The sequence below is a fragment of the Paenibacillus sp. 203 genome (assembly GCF_037027525.1).
GTDB lineage: Bacteria > Bacillota > Bacilli > Paenibacillales > Paenibacillaceae > Paenibacillus > Paenibacillus polymyxa_B.
Genome location: NZ_JAXCHD010000002.1, coordinates 77,469 through 96,828 on the forward strand (window position 1 = coordinate 77,469; position 19,360 = coordinate 96,828).

A 19,360-nucleotide genomic window follows, 5' to 3' on the forward strand; every position below is an offset into this window, starting at 1 on the left:
ATATCCCGTTTAACATTCAATTGAACTATATAAAACTATTCGTTATTACATCTACGTACTCCTCTGTTCTTCTCAAAAAAGTAGCTGTGATAAAAAAACAAAAAAAAAGAGGCAGCCTCAGCTACCTCTCTTGATCCCACTTATTTTCTTACAATGCTGCCTGTAAGTCTTCGATCAAATCTTCCAGATCTTCGATCCCAACCGAAATCCGCACCAAACCTTCGGTAATGCCTAACTCTGCACGACGTTCTACCGGAATAGAGGCGTGCGTCATACGTGCCGGAACGCTAATCAGACTTTCAACCGCTCCCAAGCTTTCAGCTAGTGTAAAATATTTCACCTTTTTCAGAAGTGCAACCGCGTTAGCGTCACTACCTACATCAAAGGAAATGATGCCGCCAAAGCCTTCGGCCTGGGTTTTGGACAGTTCATGTTGTGCATGGCTTTCCAGTCCAGGATAGTACACTTTGCTAACCTTCGGATGTTTTTCCAAAAAGGCTGCAATCTCCTTCGCATTTTGCTCAATCGCTTCCATACGCAGACCCAATGTTTTAATACCGCGGATCAATAACCAAGAATCCTGCGGGCCGAGAATAGCACCGATGGCGTTTTGCAGAAAATGAAGTTGTTCTCCCAGCTCGTCGCTGTTCACAACAGCCAGACCGGCTACAACATCGCTGTGGCCGCCCAAATACTTGGTAGCAGAGTGAATGACGATATCAGCCCCAAGTGTAATTGGCGTCTGCCAATAAGGGGTAGCAAATGTGTTGTCGACGATCAGTAAAAGATCATGTTTTTTTACAAGCTCCGATACAGCACGGATATCAGTAACCTTCAAAAGCGGGTTCGTTGGCGTTTCGACATACAATGCCTTCGTATTCGGACGAATTGCTTTGGAGATGGCTTCCAGATCAGTCGTATCCACAAATGTGGATTCAATTCCGATACGGCTGAGCACTTTGCTTACAATACGGTAGGTGCCTCCGTATACATCATCGGTCAGCAAAATATGATCCCCTGCGTTAAACAGTGAAAATACCGCATGAATGGCTGCCATACCCGAACCGAAAGCAAAACCACGCTTTCCTTCCTCCAGATCCTTGATCAGCTCCTCCAGAGCAAACCGGGTCGGATTGCCTGTACGCGAATATTCGTATCCCTTATGGACGCCAATTTCCTCTTGCTCATAAGTGCTTACCTGATAAATAGGAACGTTAACCGCGCCTGTATGGGGATCGGTAGGAAGCCCGCCGTGAATCAGTTTTGTTTTGCGTTTCATTTTATATCCCGCCTTCATATATTTTTTTGCTCAGATAACGTTCGCTGCTATCCGGGAAAATGGTGACAATATGTGCGCCATCCGGTGCATTTTCTGCTTCCAGTAAAGCGGCATGTAAAGCAGACCCTGAAGAACTGCCAACGAGAAGACCTTCACGTGCAGCCAGTTCCTTGACACGGTCAAAAGCATCGACATCGCTAATGGTGTGAATGGCATTAAAATATCCTTTATCCACAAATTCAGGGATTAATTCCATGCCAATTCCTTCTGTTTTATGTGGGCCTGACTCGCCGCCATTCAAAATGGACCCTTCTGGCTCCACGATGACCGTTTTAAGGGCTGCATTTTGTTCCTTAAGATAACGCGAGGTTCCCATAAACGTTCCCCCCGAGCCTGCACCTGCCACAAATACGTCCACTTTGCCGTCCAGATCGTTCCATATTTCAGGTCCCATTGTCGTATAGTATGCCTCGGGATTATCCGGATTACTGAATTGCCGTGGCAAGTATGCATCTTTTATTTCAGCAGCTAATTCTTTTGTTTTTTCGATAGCTCCTTTCATCCCCTCACTTGTCGGGGTATGAACGATGCGTGCTCCCAATGCCTTCATCAGGTCCTGCTTCTCTTGGCTGAACTTCTCAGGCACAGCAAAAATAACCGAGATATTATAATGAAGCGCTGCCATCGCAAGACCAATACCTGCGTTGCCTGCTGTTGCTTCAATTAATGTCCCCCCTGGCTTCAGCTGACCTGTTTTTAATGCTTTTTCAATTAGAGCCTTCCCCACCCGATCCTTAACGCTGCCGCCGGGATTCATAAACTCCAGCTTCGCAAACAGGCGAATTCCTCTCGGTAGAGAATAGCTGTTCAGCTCCACTAATGGCGTGCGTCCGATGAGTTCAAGGGTATTTTGATATACATTCATAATTTCAAGCTCCTTTTAATGGCGAATCCAAAATAAACCAATGGTCAAAAATTAACGCCTATTGTCGGAGAAGTCCGCTATCATCTCCGAGAAAACACAGTAATACGGTAAGTATTGATGCAATAAGATTTTATGTGTATTTGAAGCTTTTGTCAAATGGACCAATCACAATACCCACACCCCTGCCTGCTTACTCGATATGATAGAGAAGATGTCACAAAATATCCCCGTACAACATAAGGAGGAATTCATATATGGGAAAGCAATTTCTGAAGATAGCTGCCGTATATTTTGCCCTTAGTGTGCTGCTTAGTGTAATTATTGGCGTGTCGGGTGATTACAGCCTGTCCAATGTTCAGTCTCATACCCATTTGCTGGGTTGGATTGCACTTGGAATTATAGGTCTGATCTATGTGACCTTTCCTGCCCTTTCAGTTACTATTCTGGCACATATCCATTTTTGGATGCATAATATCGGTCTGCCCGTGTTGATATTGGCGATTATAGGTGAAAATTACAAAGTTCCAGAGGCTGGAGTTTGGATCGTCATAGGATGGGTGTTACTCGCCGGGGGGACTATGCTGTTTATGGTGAATGTGTGGGATAGACTGCGCTAAAGCAAATAAGTTCTCTTCAATGGCCATAAAAATAAGGAGCCTGATCATGTCAGGACTCCTTGATATCTTCATTATATGTTAGCTATATACCAGCTTTGCTAGCTAAGTGTTCTATACTATTACTTCACTGTTTCATCCTGTACATGTTCTTTACAGAAGGTTTCAACAGCTTGCAACTCATCATTTTCAAGTTCAAGATCAATGTAACGATTCGTTACTTTTTCAATTAATTCATACTTTAGCAGTCCCGTCTTTTCTTCGTCTACTAAATAAAGACAACGGATATACAGTCCGTTTTCAGTGTATAGCTCGTCGTCCTCCTCTACCTCTACATCAATGATAAATTCATAACGCTGTCCAGTCAAAATACCAAAAGCATCTTTAATCTGATCTACTGTGTACGTTGTAAAGTTCAACATGTTTTTATTCCCCCCGGGTTTCCTTCAATTACGGTGCATTCTACGCCCGCAGGCAGTAGTTGTTCAACTTGTGTACGTACTTCTTGACGACTCAAATCCTGGCCCATGATGGATATCCAGCCCCGATCATTACGCGAGCGAATTAAACGCCCTATGCCTTGTCTGAGTCTAAGTGCCATGTGAGGCAAATCTATCTGAATAAACGGATCTGCTGCATCCTTGCGCAGAGCCGTAAAAACCGGATCATTCGGAGGAAATGGCAGTGACCAGATAATGACGTGCGACAGAGAAGGTCCAGGAATATCCAATCCTTCCCATAATGTAACAGCACATAACACACTTTCCTCATCATTCTGAAAAGCTGAGATCAGATGGCTGATTTCAGCCGAACCTTCGTACAGAAAACGATAGGCAGACGCCTCCGGGTAGGCAACGAGACCCGTCTGGAATGTAGCCAGTTCTTCCTGTGAAGGAAACAGGATAAGCGCTCTTCCCTGTGATTTCTCCAGCAGTGCCAGTGCTCTCGGGATTGGATCATCCCCCGCTTGCAACGGGTACAGGGCAGCTTGCATCTGATCGCTGTAGTCATAAGGTGAAGCAACAGAAAACGTTAGCGGATTTTCAATACCGAGACTCTGCGCCATATAGTCAAAAGAGCTCTCTACGGAAAGTGTAGCTGAAGAGAATACGATCGGTATATGCTGCGCAAATACTCGTTCTTTGAGAATCTCTTTGACCATCTTCGGCATAACCACAAGCGTTAATCCATCCTGATCCTCCATCACCCACGAAATGAGAAGTTCAGGACGCTTAAACAAAGCCAACGCGGTTTGAATCATTTCCAAATGTTCTTCCACAATTTTGACTTGATACTCATCCAAAGAGAATAGCCCGCTTTCAAATACAAGCTCTTCTTCGATCGTGCCGATCAGTTCACCAAAGCGGTTTACCTCTCGAATCAGTGACTCATTCAGAATGAACTCCTTGCGATTAGAACCCTGTACAGGCTGACTGTTCTTATCAAGCGCAGCGAACAAAGCCTCACTTTGGGAGATCGCATCTTCGATCGTCATTGCCAAAGATTCCCGTACTTCTCCCTCCAGCAATCGGGTAATTATAGATTCAAACTGAGCGTGCTTAAGCTTGTAGGTAAGCGCATTTTGTGCCGCTGTCTCCAGCAAATGCCCTTCGTCAAAGACAACAGAGCTGTGCTCCGGCAGCAACGGCAGCTGACCCTCGCGCTTTCTCGCTTCGTAGGTCCATACATGCTCCATGTAAAAGTCATGAGAGCAGATGACCAGATCTGCCGCTTTACGGTAATGATCACGAGACAACGTCTGACCGCAACGATGCCGCTGATGGCAAACGAGACAGTCTTGAAATACATCCCATCCGAGTCTGCTCCACTGTCCATCTGTTAGCTCGGGATATTCCTTTCGGTTCCCGTAAGGAGTAAAGGATTGTAACGTATCTGGAAAATGAACAAAATCCGGCAGTTCCTGATAAATATCACGGAAAACATCTGCGTCCTCATCCAGTCCGCCTCGTACCTCATCCAGCTTATTCAGACAAATATACTGATCCGGCGACTTCCCCAATCTGGCATCAATCGTCAGATTCAAATGCTGTGCCAGCTTGGCAATATCCCCTTCCGGCTTTACCAATTGTTCAATTAACGATTCGTCCGCACAGGCGATAATCGCTGGTTTTCTCATGTATCGGGCATATGCAATAGCGTACAGCAGGTATACGAGCGTTTTACCAGTGCCCACACCCGCTTCTGCAAAAATGGTCTTTTTTTCCTTATAGGCACGTTCTAGCTGGAATGCCATATAAATTTGTTCATCCCGAACCTCAAAGCCGACTTCAGGCAAAACTTCATAAAATACATCCGCAATCCAGTCACTTGCCTGCTCAATAAACGGCTTGGACGGATCAAAGGCAAAAGGGTAAGTAGTCAATCGGGCTGTGCCTCCAATTCGTTCATAATGTGCATCCTTTCATTATAACGCAAAACAAGCTAAAAAGAACATGAAAACTGTAAGAACAGCTTACATTTTTTATTTCGCTATAAGAATCCCTTTAAAATAAAGGGACATACTTTTGTCTGAGTGAGACGCTACGTGTAGCATTTGATCCTACGATCGCTGTTGCCCCGGGATTCTCAGATTTTCATAAACCTTTAAAAGGTAAGAATCCCATGGCAAAGGCGAACGCTACGCTTCTCCATATTCAAATCCTCCACTACGCTGCACACCACCGTAGTATCGTTATTTTATAAATGAAAAATGTCTTGCTTTCCTTACAAAAAAAGTAAAACACCTTAACAAAATGAAAAAACAAATAACCACCTAATGTATTGCAAGCATTAGCTGGTTTCTTGTTAATTGAAAAATATGCATTAAACAGAAGCTTTGGTGATCTCCTATAATACTTACAGAAAAGACGATTGCTGGTCATATCGCTGCAATTCTTTTTTATGTACAACAAAGGTGTTGGCACAAAGATCGTGGAGTCCCTGTTTTTTGGCAGTAAAAGCAACCACAATATAAATAATATGAGCAATTACAAAAGAAATAGCCTTAATCCAATAACGTCCTGAGGCGTGTAAAAATCCAAGGCGTTTTCCTTCCTTGTCCACGACAACTAAAGAGAACGCAAGCTTACCCGGTGTAGCCTGTACTTTCGATGATTCCCATAAACCACAATACAGCCATGGTAGCACGAGCCAAAAAATCAGCGGCATCCAAATTAAAAACTCTAATATGAAGCCAGTCTCCTCTATGCCCAGTAGGTCTGGAGTAATAGAAAGCATACTCCCTACTAAAATGACTAATAAAGTCATGATGATTAGATCAATCAAAAACGCTGCTGTTCTTATCCAAAATCCTCCGTATATTCTTTTTGTACTATCACTTGTTGCTGTCATGATATGTATAACTCCTTTTGCAAATGAGATTTAAAATCCAGTTTATCCCTTTATCCAAGAAGATATCATACGGTTACCCACCTATATTGTCAATTTACGAGCAAATGCTCTTAAACAAGTAAAAGGACCTATTTCCATGCATCAAAATGAAAATTTTCATAGGAATTAAGAGCTTATATACAATGATTTTTCTTGGATTGGGTACAAAACAAGCGCAGCTATGATCTCTTAACTACCCATAAGTAGTACTTTGGCATCGAAATAAATCCAGCCTTTTCATGCATAAAAAAACAGCGTATATGTAAATGAAATTACACACACGCTGTCTCACAATTCATTCCGTAAATCTGACAAATTATAGGACGATTAAAAATGAGTTCGTTCTTGCACGCTTATACACTATATTTTTTTGCATTCAACACTAAACAAACCTTCTTCACCGCGCAGCTTTGCCAATGCCTCGACAAAGAAATAATCGCCATAGATAATGGGAACGTTGATGTATTTTTGCTCAGGATAATGTACGGTCCCGTTCAACAGCAATCCCTCATGCTCCTCGCCCCACGCTGTACACGTGTGATGCAAGCCCTCGAGGATAGATTCTGCAGCTTCTGTAAAATGCTCCGCACGCGCCGAATATTTTGCTAGCTCCAGCAAACCACTGGCCGCAATTGCCGCAGCCGATGAATCCCATGCCCCGCGGTGCTCTTCCTCTGCTCTAAAATCCCACACAGGCAGGCAAGCATCACCCAGCTGGGATAGAAAAAAATCAGCCGTGTTCTCGGCCACCTTCAAATAACGCGAATCGCGCGTGTACCCGTACGAAAGCGTAAAACCATACAAAGCCCAAGCCGTGCCGCGTGCCCAGGCAGAACCGGGAGCAAATCCCTGTCCGCCATGCTCGGCGACCTTTTTTCCAATCTCCGGATCGAATTCGACTACATGTGCGATAGAGCCGTCCGAACGGACAAATTCACGTGCTATGGTATCTGCATGCTGCACAGCGAGAGCGGCAAAACGCGGATCTCCGCTTTCCTCCGAAGCCCAATAAAGCAAGGGTAGATTCATCATACTGTCTATAATCGCAACGCCCCGTGTATCCATGTCCTTCGAGGGGAAGTTCCACGCGCGAATAAAACGGCCATTCACGTTAAAACGGGCAGCCAGCAGATTGGCAGCCAACAACCCACGTCTTCTGGACTCTGAATCTCCGGTCATCCGATGGGCGGCCACACCGCTGAGCAGCCAAATAAAGCCAAGATCATGGTCTACAGCTTCGCTATTATAGAGTATTTTTTCCAAACGACCCTCGCACCGCTGTGCAATCCCGGCAGCCACACTGTCAGGACGCGCCCGATTGACCAGCCACAGCAGCCCCGGATAAAAACCTGCTGTCCACCACGCTTCTTCACGATTATCATAACGTCCACCCTCAGCAACATGTGGAAAAGCGTCTCCCAGTCTTGCCGCCAAGGCAAGCGTCTTATCCAAAGCCAGCTCCCACGATTGCTCCAGCCAAGCTTCTGCTTTCGTCATTTCTTTTTCCTCTCCTTTTTCCACATATTAAATCATATTTATGGCTCTAGCTCTATTTATTCAGGTAACCGAATGATAAAGGAAATGCGGTTGCCTTCACATTCCATACGCGCTCCCTTAAGTAACCCATTCCGACAGGCCACGGAAGCTAATTCTTCCGGCCATACCACGTTCGTTCCTTCCGTCGTCGGGATGACTTCGAGGCTTGCACCTGCGTATTCTACTCGAATGCTTTCCGTTTCTTCCCCGGCTGACATGACATGATGAATAACGCTGCGCTCCCGACCGTCATACGACATTAAGGGAATAAGCGCCCCTACATTCTGAATATTGCCTTGAAGCTCATACGCCACTTCAATTTTGCCGGGTACCTGACGATAATGCGTTCGGATTTCCCTCACTCCCGGGAACGGGCCTTCCCACAGGAGTGTAAAATCCGTTGCTCCGTCAGACGCTGAGCTTTGTTCCATCTGTACGGTTCCTCCACCATCCTGCGGGTCAATCCCTCCATCCCGGTCGAACTCCAGCGTACCGGGAATACCTTCCGACAAGCTGTGCCACTTTCCGTCCTCCGTTTGCCAGGCCGGGGTATAGCTTAGCGGGAAAATATCTCCCTCCGCGAAGCCTGTAAAGCCGCGGTCTGCATGACCTGCTGAGGACGGACCGATCAGCGACGGCAGCGCAGACTGCTGAATACGCACGATGCCCGGAACATTGTACGGATCGTTGACCGATGTTTGCACAAGCATTTGCTGCCCCTCTACGGCTGCAATGACAGTCTGGAACCAACCGTCCGTTGCCAACACCCGGCTGCCGATCTCCGCCGGGATGAAGGTTGGGGAAATGCGATCCATCTCCTCACCATATAGAAGGGTGTGGGCCAGAACAGCCGCCGTCCACAGACTGTAGCAGGTATGATTCGAGTACACCTCAAAGCCATGCCGTGCCTCGGACGAATAATGGTTGCGGACGATATGCAGCTTGCCGTCATCGGTCTGCCAACGGCTAATCGCTTGCCAGCATAGATCTGCTGCCCGTCGGAACGCACCTGCAAGCCCATGCTCTCCTGCCGTAATAGCCTGCTGAGCATGTGTTGTAAAGACAAAGGCAGCAGCCGCTTCGTTCCACTGATGCTGCGCGCTTCTTCCACGCGGCGGAATTTCCCCGTGCGGGGATAGCGCCAGTAATGTGCTGAGCGCCCCCCTGCGAAGGTGGTCACGCAGTTCGAGTGCGCAGCTGCCATCATATCCATTCTCCAGCATCACGCCCAAATGAAAACGTGTAACAATATCGTAGGCAAATGGGCTATTGGGCCGATCCAGCGGTCCATCCTGGTACAGGCCCAAACCCGTAAAACGAGGCAGATGGTAGCTGCGGATATATGTCTCCATCCATTCCGAATCGGCTGCAATTCCTTCCGCTGCACGCAAAAACTCGCCGGAAATCATAATCGCATTCCAGTTGATCATCCGATTCGGGTTTTTCATTTTGCTCATCGTAAAAATGTAGGTCTGCTCCGGCTGAATTCTGCTCAGTTGTTGCTTCCATGCCGTGGCTTGCTCTGGCAGCAGATTTTTAAGGAGCCGATACGCGCCCATCATCATAATTGGAAAAAAGTCTGGGTGGTGATCTGGAGCTTTTTCCTCCACTACACAAGCTATGCTATGCGTCAAGGCCGCAGCAGCAGATTCCAGTAAATCATGCCGGCCTTCTTTGACCAACACCGCCGCTGCCAACGCATAGGACGGGGTGGAGTAGTACCGTTCACTTTCAGAATGGGGGTCAATGATAGCTCCGGTATCATCCTGATGCAGGGCATATGCGCGAACCAGCTTTTCCAGCACGGCCAGCTTACGTTGGTGAGTCCATCCGTCATTCACTCGATTTGGCGCGCTTTCCACCTGTTCTATAAATCTCTCCAACTCCGTCTGCCAAGGGTACACGCTGCCTGTCTGCAGCTTATTCATCCTGTCTGCCTCCCATTCAAAATGAAAATTAATGTATGGTAAAAAACAGATTGCAATCTACGCTTGCAGAATCGCTCCAGTGATTGGAGTCTAGTTGCAGCGATGTTTTATAAAACACAAAGGGAGCTCCGTCATGATCTATGTGCTTCACAGCCTCCAACCCCGACCGCAGCACGCCGGCATCATAATCTAGCCTGACGACTGCGTTCGCTCCCTTCCATTCTACGAAGCCTGTTCCCAGATTAGGCTGAATACAGCTGATGAAAAACTCCTCCACATTCCATGATTTCATGCTCACGCCAGACGTTTCAAACTCAAAGTGATCGGTGACGGTAAGCCTTGCCCCCTCGTTTCCCTCCAGCACATTCCATATAAAGGAGCGGGTGAAGACCGCCAATTCTTCTACGGGATAAGCAGATGTCAAGTCAAGCTTAAGCCTTGTGCCCGTCTGTACCTCCTCCTGCTTATCCAAAGCAATATCCAGCACAACCGCCTTTGCCTTTGCGCCCGATTGCTGTAAAGTCCCATTGATGACAGGCACGGAATGACCACCAGAGGAGATATTAATAATTGACTCTCGTCCCGGTGAAAAATAGGCTTTCGTGTACAAGCCTGCTCCCAGATCACACAATAGATTTTCGCCACCGCCATGAAGGATAAAATGTCCAAGATCGTTATGATTGTGCGGTTCATTGTTATGCCCAGCCTTCGCTGAAAAAGCAAGCATGACACCTGATTCACCCTTTTGGCTTCTGGGTCCACTATGGCTGGAACTGCGGCTACGGCACATCAGCCAACCGAGTTGGGGCAAATAATTGGCAACGGTCTCACCGCTCCCAAATGCCAAAGAATTCGTCCACACCAGGTTACGCAATACATGAGCCCAGCGGCGACAGGGGTCTTCCAACAGACCAGGTACGCGGAAAGGGAGTATAGATGGTCGTTCTTGCAATGAATTCAAATGAGAGATGAGTCCGGAAGGCAATCGTTCAGTTTCACTACTGTCCGAATAATTAGCGAAAATTCCATTCGACAGATGAACCCGCTCCCCAAAGGCTGCAATTTGCCTAATCTTTTTCGAGTTCAGAATATCCACAGCTCCCTCGGTAAACTCACGCAGCATATCGGCAAAATAAATGAAATAACCAAAGCCGTACACCCAGTATCCTACGCCTTCGGGGCATCCCCCGTCCTCACTATAGCCTGCCAAAAAACAATCCAGCGCGCCCAGCATACTCTCGATGGCTACCGCTCTGGAAGAGTCATCTTCTACCAGCAGCAGTGCTACAATTCCGCAACCGGAAGCACATACTGCCGACCAGTTATGATCTGCGGTTTCCCATCCAAAATGACGAGGCTTCCAAAAAACAGGTTCCAGTACACGACGTTCGATCTCTTCGTGCACCTGAGCGACCACATGGCTAGCCAGTTGTTCTCCTAGCAGCAATAAAATTTCAACCAGCGTTTGTGCTGTTTCGGACGCGAATAAATCCACCTGCTGCCAAGGCGGTGTTACGGTGTCCTCTTCATTGACATGTGCAGGAAGCGCCCATGTGTACTCACTGCATATGTCCAGCAGACTGCTTTCCACCTCTTTCATCTTTTGAGGCTCCGGCTTGACAACAGCTTCCAGCACTATAGCAACCAGTCGTCCACGCCGTTCAAAGTACACATCCTCATACGGCTTGCGCTCTCCTGTATTAGCAAATTGCCGAAACAGAGACAACGGCAGTTCAGGCCATGATATTTCCCGATTATCTCTACAGACACGCTCAATATCCATCCAAAGCTCGGCGTATATCGGCTCAGAGACAGTCGTCCGTAGCCTTTTTGTCCAATTACTCCTTAACCGTTGCCTTGCTGAATCCTGCATGCCGCCAGCCAGCGCCTTAACGAGCCGCGAAGCAGGCCAAGCCTCCCTCAGAAGACTCATCTGCATTTCCTCCTCATGAGAAGCATTTGTTTCACCTTCTTTTTTGTTAACGCTTTCATTGTATCTAACAATCATTGTAAATTCAAAGGGGTAGCAAAACAATTGAGAAAAAATAAAAGAACCTCTATGCCCCGTTGCCGTGGTCATGGAAGTTCTTGTTTTACACTAGTGCCAATCTCCGTCCAGATTCGCTTTGATCATGTTTTCTAAACTGTGGGTTTCTCTTGTTTCCACTTTCTAATCCCGTCATCCTCCAGAATACCCAGTGCTGCATCTGAGATATTAGGATCACGCAGCAAAGCGTCCTCGACTCTAAATTTAATATCGTCAGCATCTGCCAGCGTCATGCCCGGCGTAAGCTCAATCAACCCTTCCACGTGATAATAGCGTCCCTCCTGTAAAATACGCATTTGATAAATATCCGTAACATGCGTATCTGCGAGAATAATGGAAGCCACACGTTCTTCGATATCAGGAGGAGCAGATACACCGATCAAACCTACCATGTTGTCGTAACCGACCCGGAAAGCAACACCCACCATCAGACAACCGATGAGAATACTTGAAATGCCGTCCAGCAGTTTAAAATCTGTCAGCGATGTGACCACCACTGCTAGCAAAGCGAGTACTCCACCCGTTGTTGCTACCAAATCTTCATAAAACACCAGCCGGGTTGGCGGTGCAGCACGCCCCACATGGCGGAACGCAGAGGTGAAAATGCCTACCCCCTTCGCTTCTACTCTGGATTCATGCAGCACTTCTTTCATCGCTTTGCTCCATACAAATCCGTCCACCACTAGTGACAAAATCAGCACTATTACATTAATCCAAAATCCATGTGTAGATTCAGCCGGATGCTGCAGCAAATGAATGCCTTCCAATGCGGTTTCATAGGCCATAATCGTTACGACAATAACGGCAACCATACAGAACAGGTTAATCACTCGTCCAAAGCCGGTAGGAAAGCGTTTTGTCGGTTTTTTCTCTGCCAGTACACTGCCCGCGAATACAAACATTTGATTCACTGCATCCGCAATGGAATGCATCATCGTAGCAAACATAGAACCGCTGCCTGTCAAGGCAAAAGCAATCCCCTTAATCAAGGCAATGCCGGTATTCCCTAACGCCGCCGAGCCCGAGGATTTGTTTCCTTTTTTGACCATACTCCAAAAGGAGTCCTCTCTCTCTTTCACTTCCATCTTGTAGCTCCTCCTGAGGTATACATAATCTGATATATTATCGTTTGTTATGTATTATTTTTAACCCGTCCATATTCTACCTAACCATCTGAGGAGAATCAATACAAACGATAATATTTTCCATGGAAAAGGAATGCCCCATGTCCCCTACGACATGAAGCATTCCCGTTACAACCTTCTATCAGACATACCCTCAGGTTAACAACACAGATAATCTCCATGCGCTGACGATTGACATAAGTGCCTATTTACCAGCTTGATTTCGTAATTCCTGGAATTTGGCCTTTATGTGCCAACTCGCGAAACGCGATACGAGACAGCTTGAATTTGCGCAAGTATCCTCTGGGTCTGCCTGTCAGCTCGCAACGGCTTTTCAGGCGGGTTGGAGATGAGTCACGCGGAAGCTTTTGCAAAGCTTCGTAGTTCCCTTTTGCTTTCAATTCACGTCTCAGGTCCGCATATTTAGCTACAATTTCCTGGCGTTTCTTCTCTTTTACGACTTTTGACTTCTTGGCCATGTAAAGCTCCTCCTTGTGATATATGCCAATCATGAAGGTTCACCCTCACTACCGCGAGATGGATGAACACGGATATGGACTTGATTTCACATATTAAATAGTAATCATTACGATTAATATTTAATATAACGTGCTCCAGGTAGGTTGTCAACCCAAGCGGTTTGAATCACAACATTAAAAAGCCGTTGAAACAGTAGCCCCGTTCACTCTTGTGATCGGTCTGCCGTTTCAACGGCTTTAAAATTTATTGACTAGCTATGTTCATTCAGCCAAATGGCAAGCTACCCAGTGATCTGGACGAGCCTCACGATAGAGTGGAATCTCTTTGGAGCAACGATCGATTGCAAAGGGGCAGCGAGTATGGAACTTGCAGCCCGAAGGCGGATTAACCGGACTAGGAATATCCCCCTTGAGCAAAATACGTTCTCTCTTCAGCTTCGGCACCGGAATAGGTACAGCCGACAGCAACGCCTTCGTATACGGATGCAACGGATTCCCGAATAGCTCGTCACGCGATGCCGTTTCGACCATGGAGCCTAAATACATCACGCCAATACGGGAACACAAATGTTCCACCACGCTCAAATCATGCGAGATGAACAAATATGTCAGACCCCGTTCGGCCTGCAATTTGGCGAATAGGTTAATAATCTGCGCCTGTATGGACACATCCAGCGCTGATACCGGCTCATCAGCGATAATTAGATCCGGCTGAAGCGCCAGCGCTCGGGCAATGCCGATCCGTTGGCGTTGACCTCCCGAAAATTCATGGGGAAAACGGTCGATATGATACTCTGACAATCCACATAGCTTGAGCACGTCCAGCACAATCTGCCGGACCTCCTCCTTCGTTGCTATATCGTGATCCAGTAGCGCCTCACCAATGGCATCACCAATCCGTACACGCGGATTCAGCGAGCTATATGGGTCTTGAAAGATCAGCTGAATTTTGGGACGAAGTTCCTGCATCCCTTTGGCAGACAAGCTGTGCAGATCCACCCCTTTGTATTTTACGGTACCGTCCGTTTTATCCGTCAATCTAACAATCGTGCGGCCCACCGTGCTTTTACCGCTCCCCGATTCCCCTACCAATCCGAAAGTTTCACCCTGACGGATCGTAAAGCTGATATCGTCTACTGCCCGCACATGTCCTGAAGTACGGTTCATAAACCCGGACTTCACCGGAAAGTACGTTTTTAAGCGGTCTATTTCCAACAACGGCTCAGCCATGAACAACCGCCTCCTCATATAACCAGCAGGATGCTTTCTGCTGAGCTGAAACTTCCTTTAATGTAGGCTCCTTTACACGACAAATGTCCATGCAATGCCCACAGCGGTCGTGAAAATAACAGGAAGTCGTCAGCTCCAGCGGATTAGGGACCTGCCCGGGAATGGAATACAGTTCCTCTTGGCGCTGATTAAGCACCGGTTTGGATTTTAGTAACCCTTGTGTATAAGGATGCTTGGGATGATTAAACAGCTGTACCACTTCGCCTTCCTCGACGATCTTGCCTGCATACATCACAATGACGTAATCAGCCATTTCGGCGACAACACCCAGATCGTGGGTGATTAGCATGAGCGACATATTGGATTGAGCTTTAAACTCACGCAGCATATCCAGAATTTGCGCCTGAATCGTTACATCCAGCGCCGTGGTTGGCTCATCCGCAATAAGCAGCTTGGGACCGCAAGAAACAGCAATGGCAATCATAATTCGCTGTAGCATCCCCCCGCTCAGTTCATGCGGATAGCTTTTTAAAATCTGCTCCGGCCGGGATATACCGACCTGTTCGATCAGCTCCAGTGCCCGCTTACGAGCTTCCTTTCGTCCCATCTTTAAATGCTCAATCAGCGGCTCTGACAGTTGTTCGCCAATGGTCATGACTGGATTCAATGAAGACATCGGCTCCTGAAAGATCATGGAGATTTCATGTCCGCGAATTGTGCGCATCTCATTTCTGCTAAGCTCTAGTAGATCGGTTTCCTCAAAGCGGATGCTTCCGCCTGCCACTTTACCACCAGGACTCTGGATCAGACCCATGATCGACATCGCGGTAATACTTTTGCCGCAGCCCGATTCACCGACAATGCATACCGTTTCCCCCGGCTTCACACGGAAGCTGATATCATCCACCGCTTTAACCGTTCCTTCTTCTGTATAAAAATGAGTGCTTAAATGTTCAATGGAAAGTAAATTGTCCATGGTGTATGATCACCTACCTCTTATGTTTCGGGTCAAGTACATCCCTCAGCCCGTCACCAAAAATATTAATAGCGATGACAGTAGCAAAAATAGACAGGCCTGGCGGTATCCACAACCAAGGTCGTTGCTGAAAATCCAGCACATTGTTGGCGGCATCAATCATATTGCCCCAAGTCGGTGTCGTGGGCAGCACACCAAGACCAAAGAAGCTGAGTACAGATTCACTCAGGATGGCTCCGCCAATATTCAACGTAGCAATAACGATCAACAACGGCAAAATATTCGGCAGCAGATGCTTGAACAGCTTTCGGCGATTCGATAGTCCCAGTACTGTTGCGGCCTGCATAAATTCACGTTCCCGTAAACTAAGCATCTGGCCCCTCACCATCCGTGCAATCCCCGGCCAATTGACCAGACTAAGCATCAGCATGACAATATACATCCGTTGATCGGGTGGAACCTTCCAGTCCGATAGCAGCGCGCCCATAATAAATAGCAACGGCAAACTGGGAATCGTCAGCAGCAAATCAGCAACGCGCATAATGATCTGATCCGCAATCCCGCGAAAATATGCGGATATGACCCCCAGCGTAGCCCCCAAAAAGACTGACAATACCATTGAAGCCAAACCCACGGTAAGAGAAATTTGACCTGCCTGCATCACACGTGTCAGCACATCCCGCCCCAGTTTGTCTGTTCCTAACCAGTGATGGATATTGGGCGCCTTGTTCATCATTAATATATTTGTTTTATTATCGGAATAAGGAGAACATAACGGACCGATAAAACAAAGCAAAAACATAAATACCACGACGAGCAGACCAGCCATAGCAAGCTTGTTTCTGAACAGCTGCCGGAGCGCTTGCTGCCACATTGAAGATTTAACAGTTGTTCGCAGTCTGCCGTTGCTCTTGCTCAAATTACTGCTCACGGATGACATTCCTTAGCCCCCTTCTTACACTTTCACACGCGGGTCCGCGATGCGATACAAAATATCGGACAACAGTGTCCCGATAACGCTCAATATGGCAATCAGCATCGTAAAGCCCATAAGTAGCGGATAATCCCGGAGCGAAAAGGATTGCATGTACAACTGACCGATTCCTGGCCAATTAAAAATCTTTTCAATAATCAGGGACCCGCCAAACAGCGCAGGTAATTCGAAGCCAACGAGCGTAATGGCAGGCAGCAATGCATTTCTCAATGCGTGCGTAAAAAGTACCTTTCTTTCCTTTAAGCCCTTTGCACGGGCTGTGCGTATATAATCCTGCTGGATCACGTCGATCATATTGCTACGGAAGTAGCGGGTCAACGACCCCAGTCCCAGCAGCGTCATAACGATCACTGGCAAGGTCATATGCTGGAGAACCTCCTTCACATATTCCATACCTGTAGCGTTACTGCCCGTATTGATCATGCCACCGGGTGGCAACCACTTCAGGTCAACCGCTGCAATTTTAATCAGATACAACCCGATAAAAAAGGAGGGCACAGACATGGCAGCGAAAATCACCACCATTACCAAAGTATCAAACCATGAATACTGCTTATAAGCAGCAACCACACCGATAATGACCGCGATAAACCAGGTCAGGAAGGTCGATACAACGGCCAACAAAAACGAGTTCCAGATATACTCATTAAATAAGGTCAGCACTGGCTTCTGCTGAGCAAGCGAATAACCAAAATTGCCGTGCAACGCATTGCCCAGCCAATTTCCATAGCGTTCAAGAATAGGCTTATTCAGGCCGTAAATTCCCCTCAGCTCCGCCTTTCTCTCTGGCGACAGCTTCAGATTGCCGCTAATGAAATCTCCCGGTGTCATGGCATACAGGAAAAAAATCATCATCGAAGCGGCCAACAAAATAATAACCATATACGTCAGTCTTTTCGTTAAAAACGAGCTCATGACAGACTCCTTTCAATTCAAGGTCAGGCTACTCATTACGTTTCCCCCATTTGGGAGGCCCCTTGATCTGAACCTGATGTTCTTCACAAGGGGCCCGCAAATGTGGCTTATTTAAGGGACCATTCGAACAGATTACCAGACAAGCCAATGAACGGACTGACCTTTACATGTTCCATCCGACCATTGTAGGCATACACCGTCTTCTTATAGTTGGTAAAAATAACGGGCAGTTCATCGTTTAGCAGCACATATAATTCTTGATATATTTTCTTCCGTTCTTCCATATTCGTTGTAGACAAGCCTTTTTCATATAGCTCTTTTACCTTTGGATTGTTATATCCCTTGACTTCTCCATTGACGAATTGCTCGATTCCATCTGATGGATCTGTCAGCATGCCTGTCGAGAAGGCGGCAAGATCATAATCTTTACCTTCCACTTTGGCGACCATTGCATTAAAGTCTGCAAAGATTTCCGGTTGAAGGTCAACACCAATCGCTTTGTAATTTTCAGCCGCAAGCGCAATAAAGGTGTCTGTTTCTGGACGTTTAGAGGTCAGCAGGTGAATGCTCAGCTTCTGTCCGTTTTTCTCACGGATACCGTCACTACCTTCTACCCAACCCGCTTCATCCAGCAGCTTTTTCGCTTGCTCCGGGTCGTAGTTGTATGGATTGATTCCATCGGTCGTGTAAGACCAGAATATTGGGGAAGCTGGAATGTTTGCGACCGCCCCTGCTCCCTGAGCTGCGTCGACATAAATGCTTTTCCGATCCAGTCCATAGGTCAATGCTTGACGAACCTTTTTATCCTTAAGCTTTTCATTTTCAAGATTTACTTGCAAATATCCGTAAGTGCTAGGGGTATACGGCAAAATGTTTAAAAAGCCAAGCCCTTTTAGTTTGTCGATATTTTCCTGAGTTGCGGTGAATTGAGCAAAATCGGTATCGCCTGTTTCTATGAATTGCCAAGCGTCGCCTTCTGCTGTTTTATAAATGAAATGCTGTGTTTTCGGTTTGCCTTTGAAAAAGTAATCATTCGCCTCTAGACGAACTTCTTGCCCCGGAATGAATTTTTCTAACTTATAAGCCCCATTTCCCAGAGGGCTACTATGTAGATTTTTAAAATAATCCAGCTCTCCGAACTTGTAATCCTTGCCGTAGTAGGCTTTGGACAGTACATACTCACCCAGAATCGGCAGAGCCAGCGCGTTTGGTTTTTCCAACGTCGCAGAAATGGTCTGCTCATCAATCACCTTGATTCCTGCAATTTGTTTTGCCTTGCCTTCCGTATAGTCTTTGCCGCCTTTAATGTTCAGCTTTCGGATTTGGCTGTCACCAGGATAGGCTTTGTCATAGATCAACGTCCAGGTAAAAGCGACATCCTCAGCTGTCAAAGGAGAGCCATCACTGAATTTTGTACCGGGAACCAGATGAAACGTATACGTTAGATTATCCTTGGAAATATCCCAGCTCTTAGCCAGATTGGGCAGCGGAAGCCCCTTCTCGTCTACCGTGACCAGCGGAGTCCACAACTGCGAAATCACGTTGCCGTCATAGCCGCTTTGGTTAAAATACGGAGTAAACACCCCAGCTGGGTCAGTCAGACCAACAATAATCGTGTCGCTTCTCTTTTGGGACACTTCCGGCAATTTGGATAAATCAGAAGCTTGTACCAGACTTGTTAATGGCTGCGCTGTAGCGGCTGTCTGTGCGGCATCACTATTTTGCGAAGCAGCATCGCTAGCGCTATCTGATCCACCACTAGAGCAAGCTGCTAATAAGGTAGAACTTGCCAGAAGTAGACTGCTGAGTAGAATGATTCTCTTTTTCAAAATAATCCCCCCAAGTTAATTTAGTAAATTCCGATCGAACAAGTTGTAATTAATAAGATAAATCTCATTATAGGAATCTATTCCGGTTCTGTAA

Annotated in this window: 16 protein-coding genes; 1 reads left to right on the top strand and 15 read right to left on the bottom strand. The window is 46.8% G+C overall.

Features of this window, described 5'->3' with window-relative positions; genetic code table 11:
* Positions 1-148: 148 nt before the first annotated feature.
* Positions 149-1,279: a bifunctional cystathionine gamma-lyase/homocysteine desulfhydrase gene (locus WA407_RS03475; protein WP_069291805.1), complete on the bottom strand. Its 1,131-nt coding sequence runs from the start codon at positions 1,277-1,279 to the stop codon at positions 149-151.
* 1 nt (position 1,280) lies between these two features.
* The gene (locus tag WA407_RS03480) at positions 1,281-2,204 is read right to left on the bottom strand and encodes a PLP-dependent cysteine synthase family protein (RefSeq protein WP_023988377.1); all 924 of its coding nucleotides are present in this window, start codon (positions 2,202-2,204) and stop codon (positions 1,281-1,283) included.
* A gap of 254 nt (positions 2,205-2,458) precedes the next feature.
* Between WA407_RS03480 and WA407_RS03485 the strand changes: the two genes are divergently transcribed.
* Positions 2,459-2,821 (top strand): hypothetical protein, encoded by a 363-nt coding sequence (locus WA407_RS03485; RefSeq protein ID WP_336076802.1) that lies wholly within the window; start codon positions 2,459-2,461, stop codon positions 2,819-2,821.
* A gap of 119 nt (positions 2,822-2,940) precedes the next feature.
* Here WA407_RS03485 and WA407_RS03490 read toward each other — a convergent pair whose 3' ends face one another.
* From WA407_RS03490 to WA407_RS03550, 13 genes are all read right to left on the bottom strand, one after another.
* Positions 2,941-3,240, bottom strand: coding sequence for a DUF6509 family protein (locus WA407_RS03490; protein WP_336076803.1), 300 nt, complete (start codon positions 3,238-3,240; stop codon positions 2,941-2,943).
* Positions 3,234-5,201, bottom strand: coding sequence for an ATP-dependent DNA helicase (locus WA407_RS03495; RefSeq protein ID WP_336076804.1), 1,968 nt, complete (start codon positions 5,199-5,201; stop codon positions 3,234-3,236). Before WA407_RS03495 ends, WA407_RS03490 begins: the two co-directional genes overlap by 7 nt.
* Before the next feature lie 473 nt (positions 5,202-5,674).
* Complete coding sequence (locus tag WA407_RS03500) at positions 5,675-6,169, bottom strand: RDD family protein (protein ID WP_322162014.1); 495 nt, start codon at positions 6,167-6,169, stop codon at positions 5,675-5,677.
* A gap of 399 nt (positions 6,170-6,568) precedes the next feature.
* Positions 6,569-7,705 (bottom strand): glycoside hydrolase family 88 protein, encoded by a 1,137-nt coding sequence (locus WA407_RS03505; protein ID WP_235308221.1) that lies wholly within the window; start codon positions 7,703-7,705, stop codon positions 6,569-6,571.
* Positions 7,706-7,761: 56 nt separating this feature from the next.
* Entirely contained in the window at positions 7,762-9,672 is a 1,911-nt protein-coding gene (locus WA407_RS03510; protein WP_235308220.1) for a glycosyl hydrolase, read from the bottom strand.
* 28 nt (positions 9,673-9,700) lie between these two features.
* Positions 9,701-11,605, bottom strand: coding sequence for a heparinase II/III domain-containing protein (locus WA407_RS03515; RefSeq protein ID WP_235308219.1), 1,905 nt, complete (start codon positions 11,603-11,605; stop codon positions 9,701-9,703).
* A gap of 206 nt (positions 11,606-11,811) precedes the next feature.
* The gene (locus WA407_RS03520; protein ID WP_235308218.1) at positions 11,812-12,804 is read right to left on the bottom strand and encodes a cation diffusion facilitator family transporter; all 993 of its coding nucleotides are present in this window, start codon (positions 12,802-12,804) and stop codon (positions 11,812-11,814) included.
* 248 nt (positions 12,805-13,052) lie between these two features.
* Complete coding sequence (rpsN, locus tag WA407_RS03525) at positions 13,053-13,322, bottom strand: 30S ribosomal protein S14 (RefSeq protein ID WP_061831925.1); 270 nt, start codon at positions 13,320-13,322, stop codon at positions 13,053-13,055.
* Between the two features lie 261 nt (positions 13,323-13,583).
* Positions 13,584-14,552 (bottom strand): ABC transporter ATP-binding protein, encoded by a 969-nt coding sequence (locus WA407_RS03530; protein WP_235308217.1) that lies wholly within the window; start codon positions 14,550-14,552, stop codon positions 13,584-13,586.
* Positions 14,545-15,528: an ABC transporter ATP-binding protein gene (locus WA407_RS03535; protein WP_076160234.1), complete on the bottom strand. Its 984-nt coding sequence runs from the start codon at positions 15,526-15,528 to the stop codon at positions 14,545-14,547. Before WA407_RS03535 ends, WA407_RS03530 begins: the two co-directional genes overlap by 8 nt.
* A 13-nt stretch (positions 15,529-15,541) precedes the next feature.
* Positions 15,542-16,468: an oligopeptide ABC transporter permease gene (gene opp4C / locus WA407_RS03540; RefSeq protein WP_061831923.1), complete on the bottom strand. Its 927-nt coding sequence runs from the start codon at positions 16,466-16,468 to the stop codon at positions 15,542-15,544.
* Between the two features lie 15 nt (positions 16,469-16,483).
* Complete coding sequence (locus tag WA407_RS03545; RefSeq protein ID WP_336076805.1) at positions 16,484-17,437, bottom strand: ABC transporter permease; 954 nt, start codon at positions 17,435-17,437, stop codon at positions 16,484-16,486.
* Between the two features lie 107 nt (positions 17,438-17,544).
* The gene (locus WA407_RS03550; protein WP_336076806.1) at positions 17,545-19,266 is read right to left on the bottom strand and encodes an ABC transporter substrate-binding protein; all 1,722 of its coding nucleotides are present in this window, start codon (positions 19,264-19,266) and stop codon (positions 17,545-17,547) included.
* Positions 19,267-19,360 lie beyond the last annotated feature (94 nt).

Bases quoted from the DNA above. Each gene is read 5' to 3' on its own strand.
- WA407_RS03545 (WP_336076805.1), bottom strand. From the start codon at position 17,437: ATGAGCTCGTTTTTAACGAAAAGACTGACGTATATGGTTATTATTTTG.
- WA407_RS03520 (WP_235308218.1), bottom strand. From the start codon at position 12,804: ATGGAAGTGAAAGAGAGAGAGGACTCCTTTTGGAGTATGGTCAAAAAA.
- WA407_RS03480 (WP_023988377.1), bottom strand. From the start codon at position 2,204: ATGAATGTATATCAAAATACCCTTGAACTCATCGGACGCACGCCATTA.
- WA407_RS03485 (WP_336076802.1), top strand. From the start codon at position 2,459: ATGGGAAAGCAATTTCTGAAGATAGCTGCCGTATATTTTGCCCTTAGT.
- WA407_RS03500 (WP_322162014.1), bottom strand. From the start codon at position 6,169: ATGACAGCAACAAGTGATAGTACAAAAAGAATATACGGAGGATTTTGG.
- rpsN (WP_061831925.1), bottom strand. From the start codon at position 13,322: ATGGCCAAGAAGTCAAAAGTCGTAAAAGAGAAGAAACGCCAGGAAATT.
- WA407_RS03515 (WP_235308219.1), bottom strand. From the start codon at position 11,605: ATGAGTCTTCTGAGGGAGGCTTGGCCTGCTTCGCGGCTCGTTAAGGCG.
- WA407_RS03505 (WP_235308221.1), bottom strand. From the start codon at position 7,705: ATGACGAAAGCAGAAGCTTGGCTGGAGCAATCGTGGGAGCTGGCTTTG.
- WA407_RS03535 (WP_076160234.1), bottom strand. From the start codon at position 15,528: ATGGACAATTTACTTTCCATTGAACATTTAAGCACTCATTTTTATACA.
- WA407_RS03530 (WP_235308217.1), bottom strand. From the start codon at position 14,552: ATGGCTGAGCCGTTGTTGGAAATAGACCGCTTAAAAACGTACTTTCCG.
- WA407_RS03490 (WP_336076803.1), bottom strand. From the start codon at position 3,240: ATGTTGAACTTTACAACGTACACAGTAGATCAGATTAAAGATGCTTTT.
- opp4C (WP_061831923.1), bottom strand. From the start codon at position 16,468: ATGTCATCCGTGAGCAGTAATTTGAGCAAGAGCAACGGCAGACTGCGA.
- WA407_RS03510 (WP_235308220.1), bottom strand. From the start codon at position 9,672: ATGAATAAGCTGCAGACAGGCAGCGTGTACCCTTGGCAGACGGAGTTG.
- WA407_RS03475 (WP_069291805.1), bottom strand. From the start codon at position 1,279: ATGAAACGCAAAACAAAACTGATTCACGGCGGGCTTCCTACCGATCCC.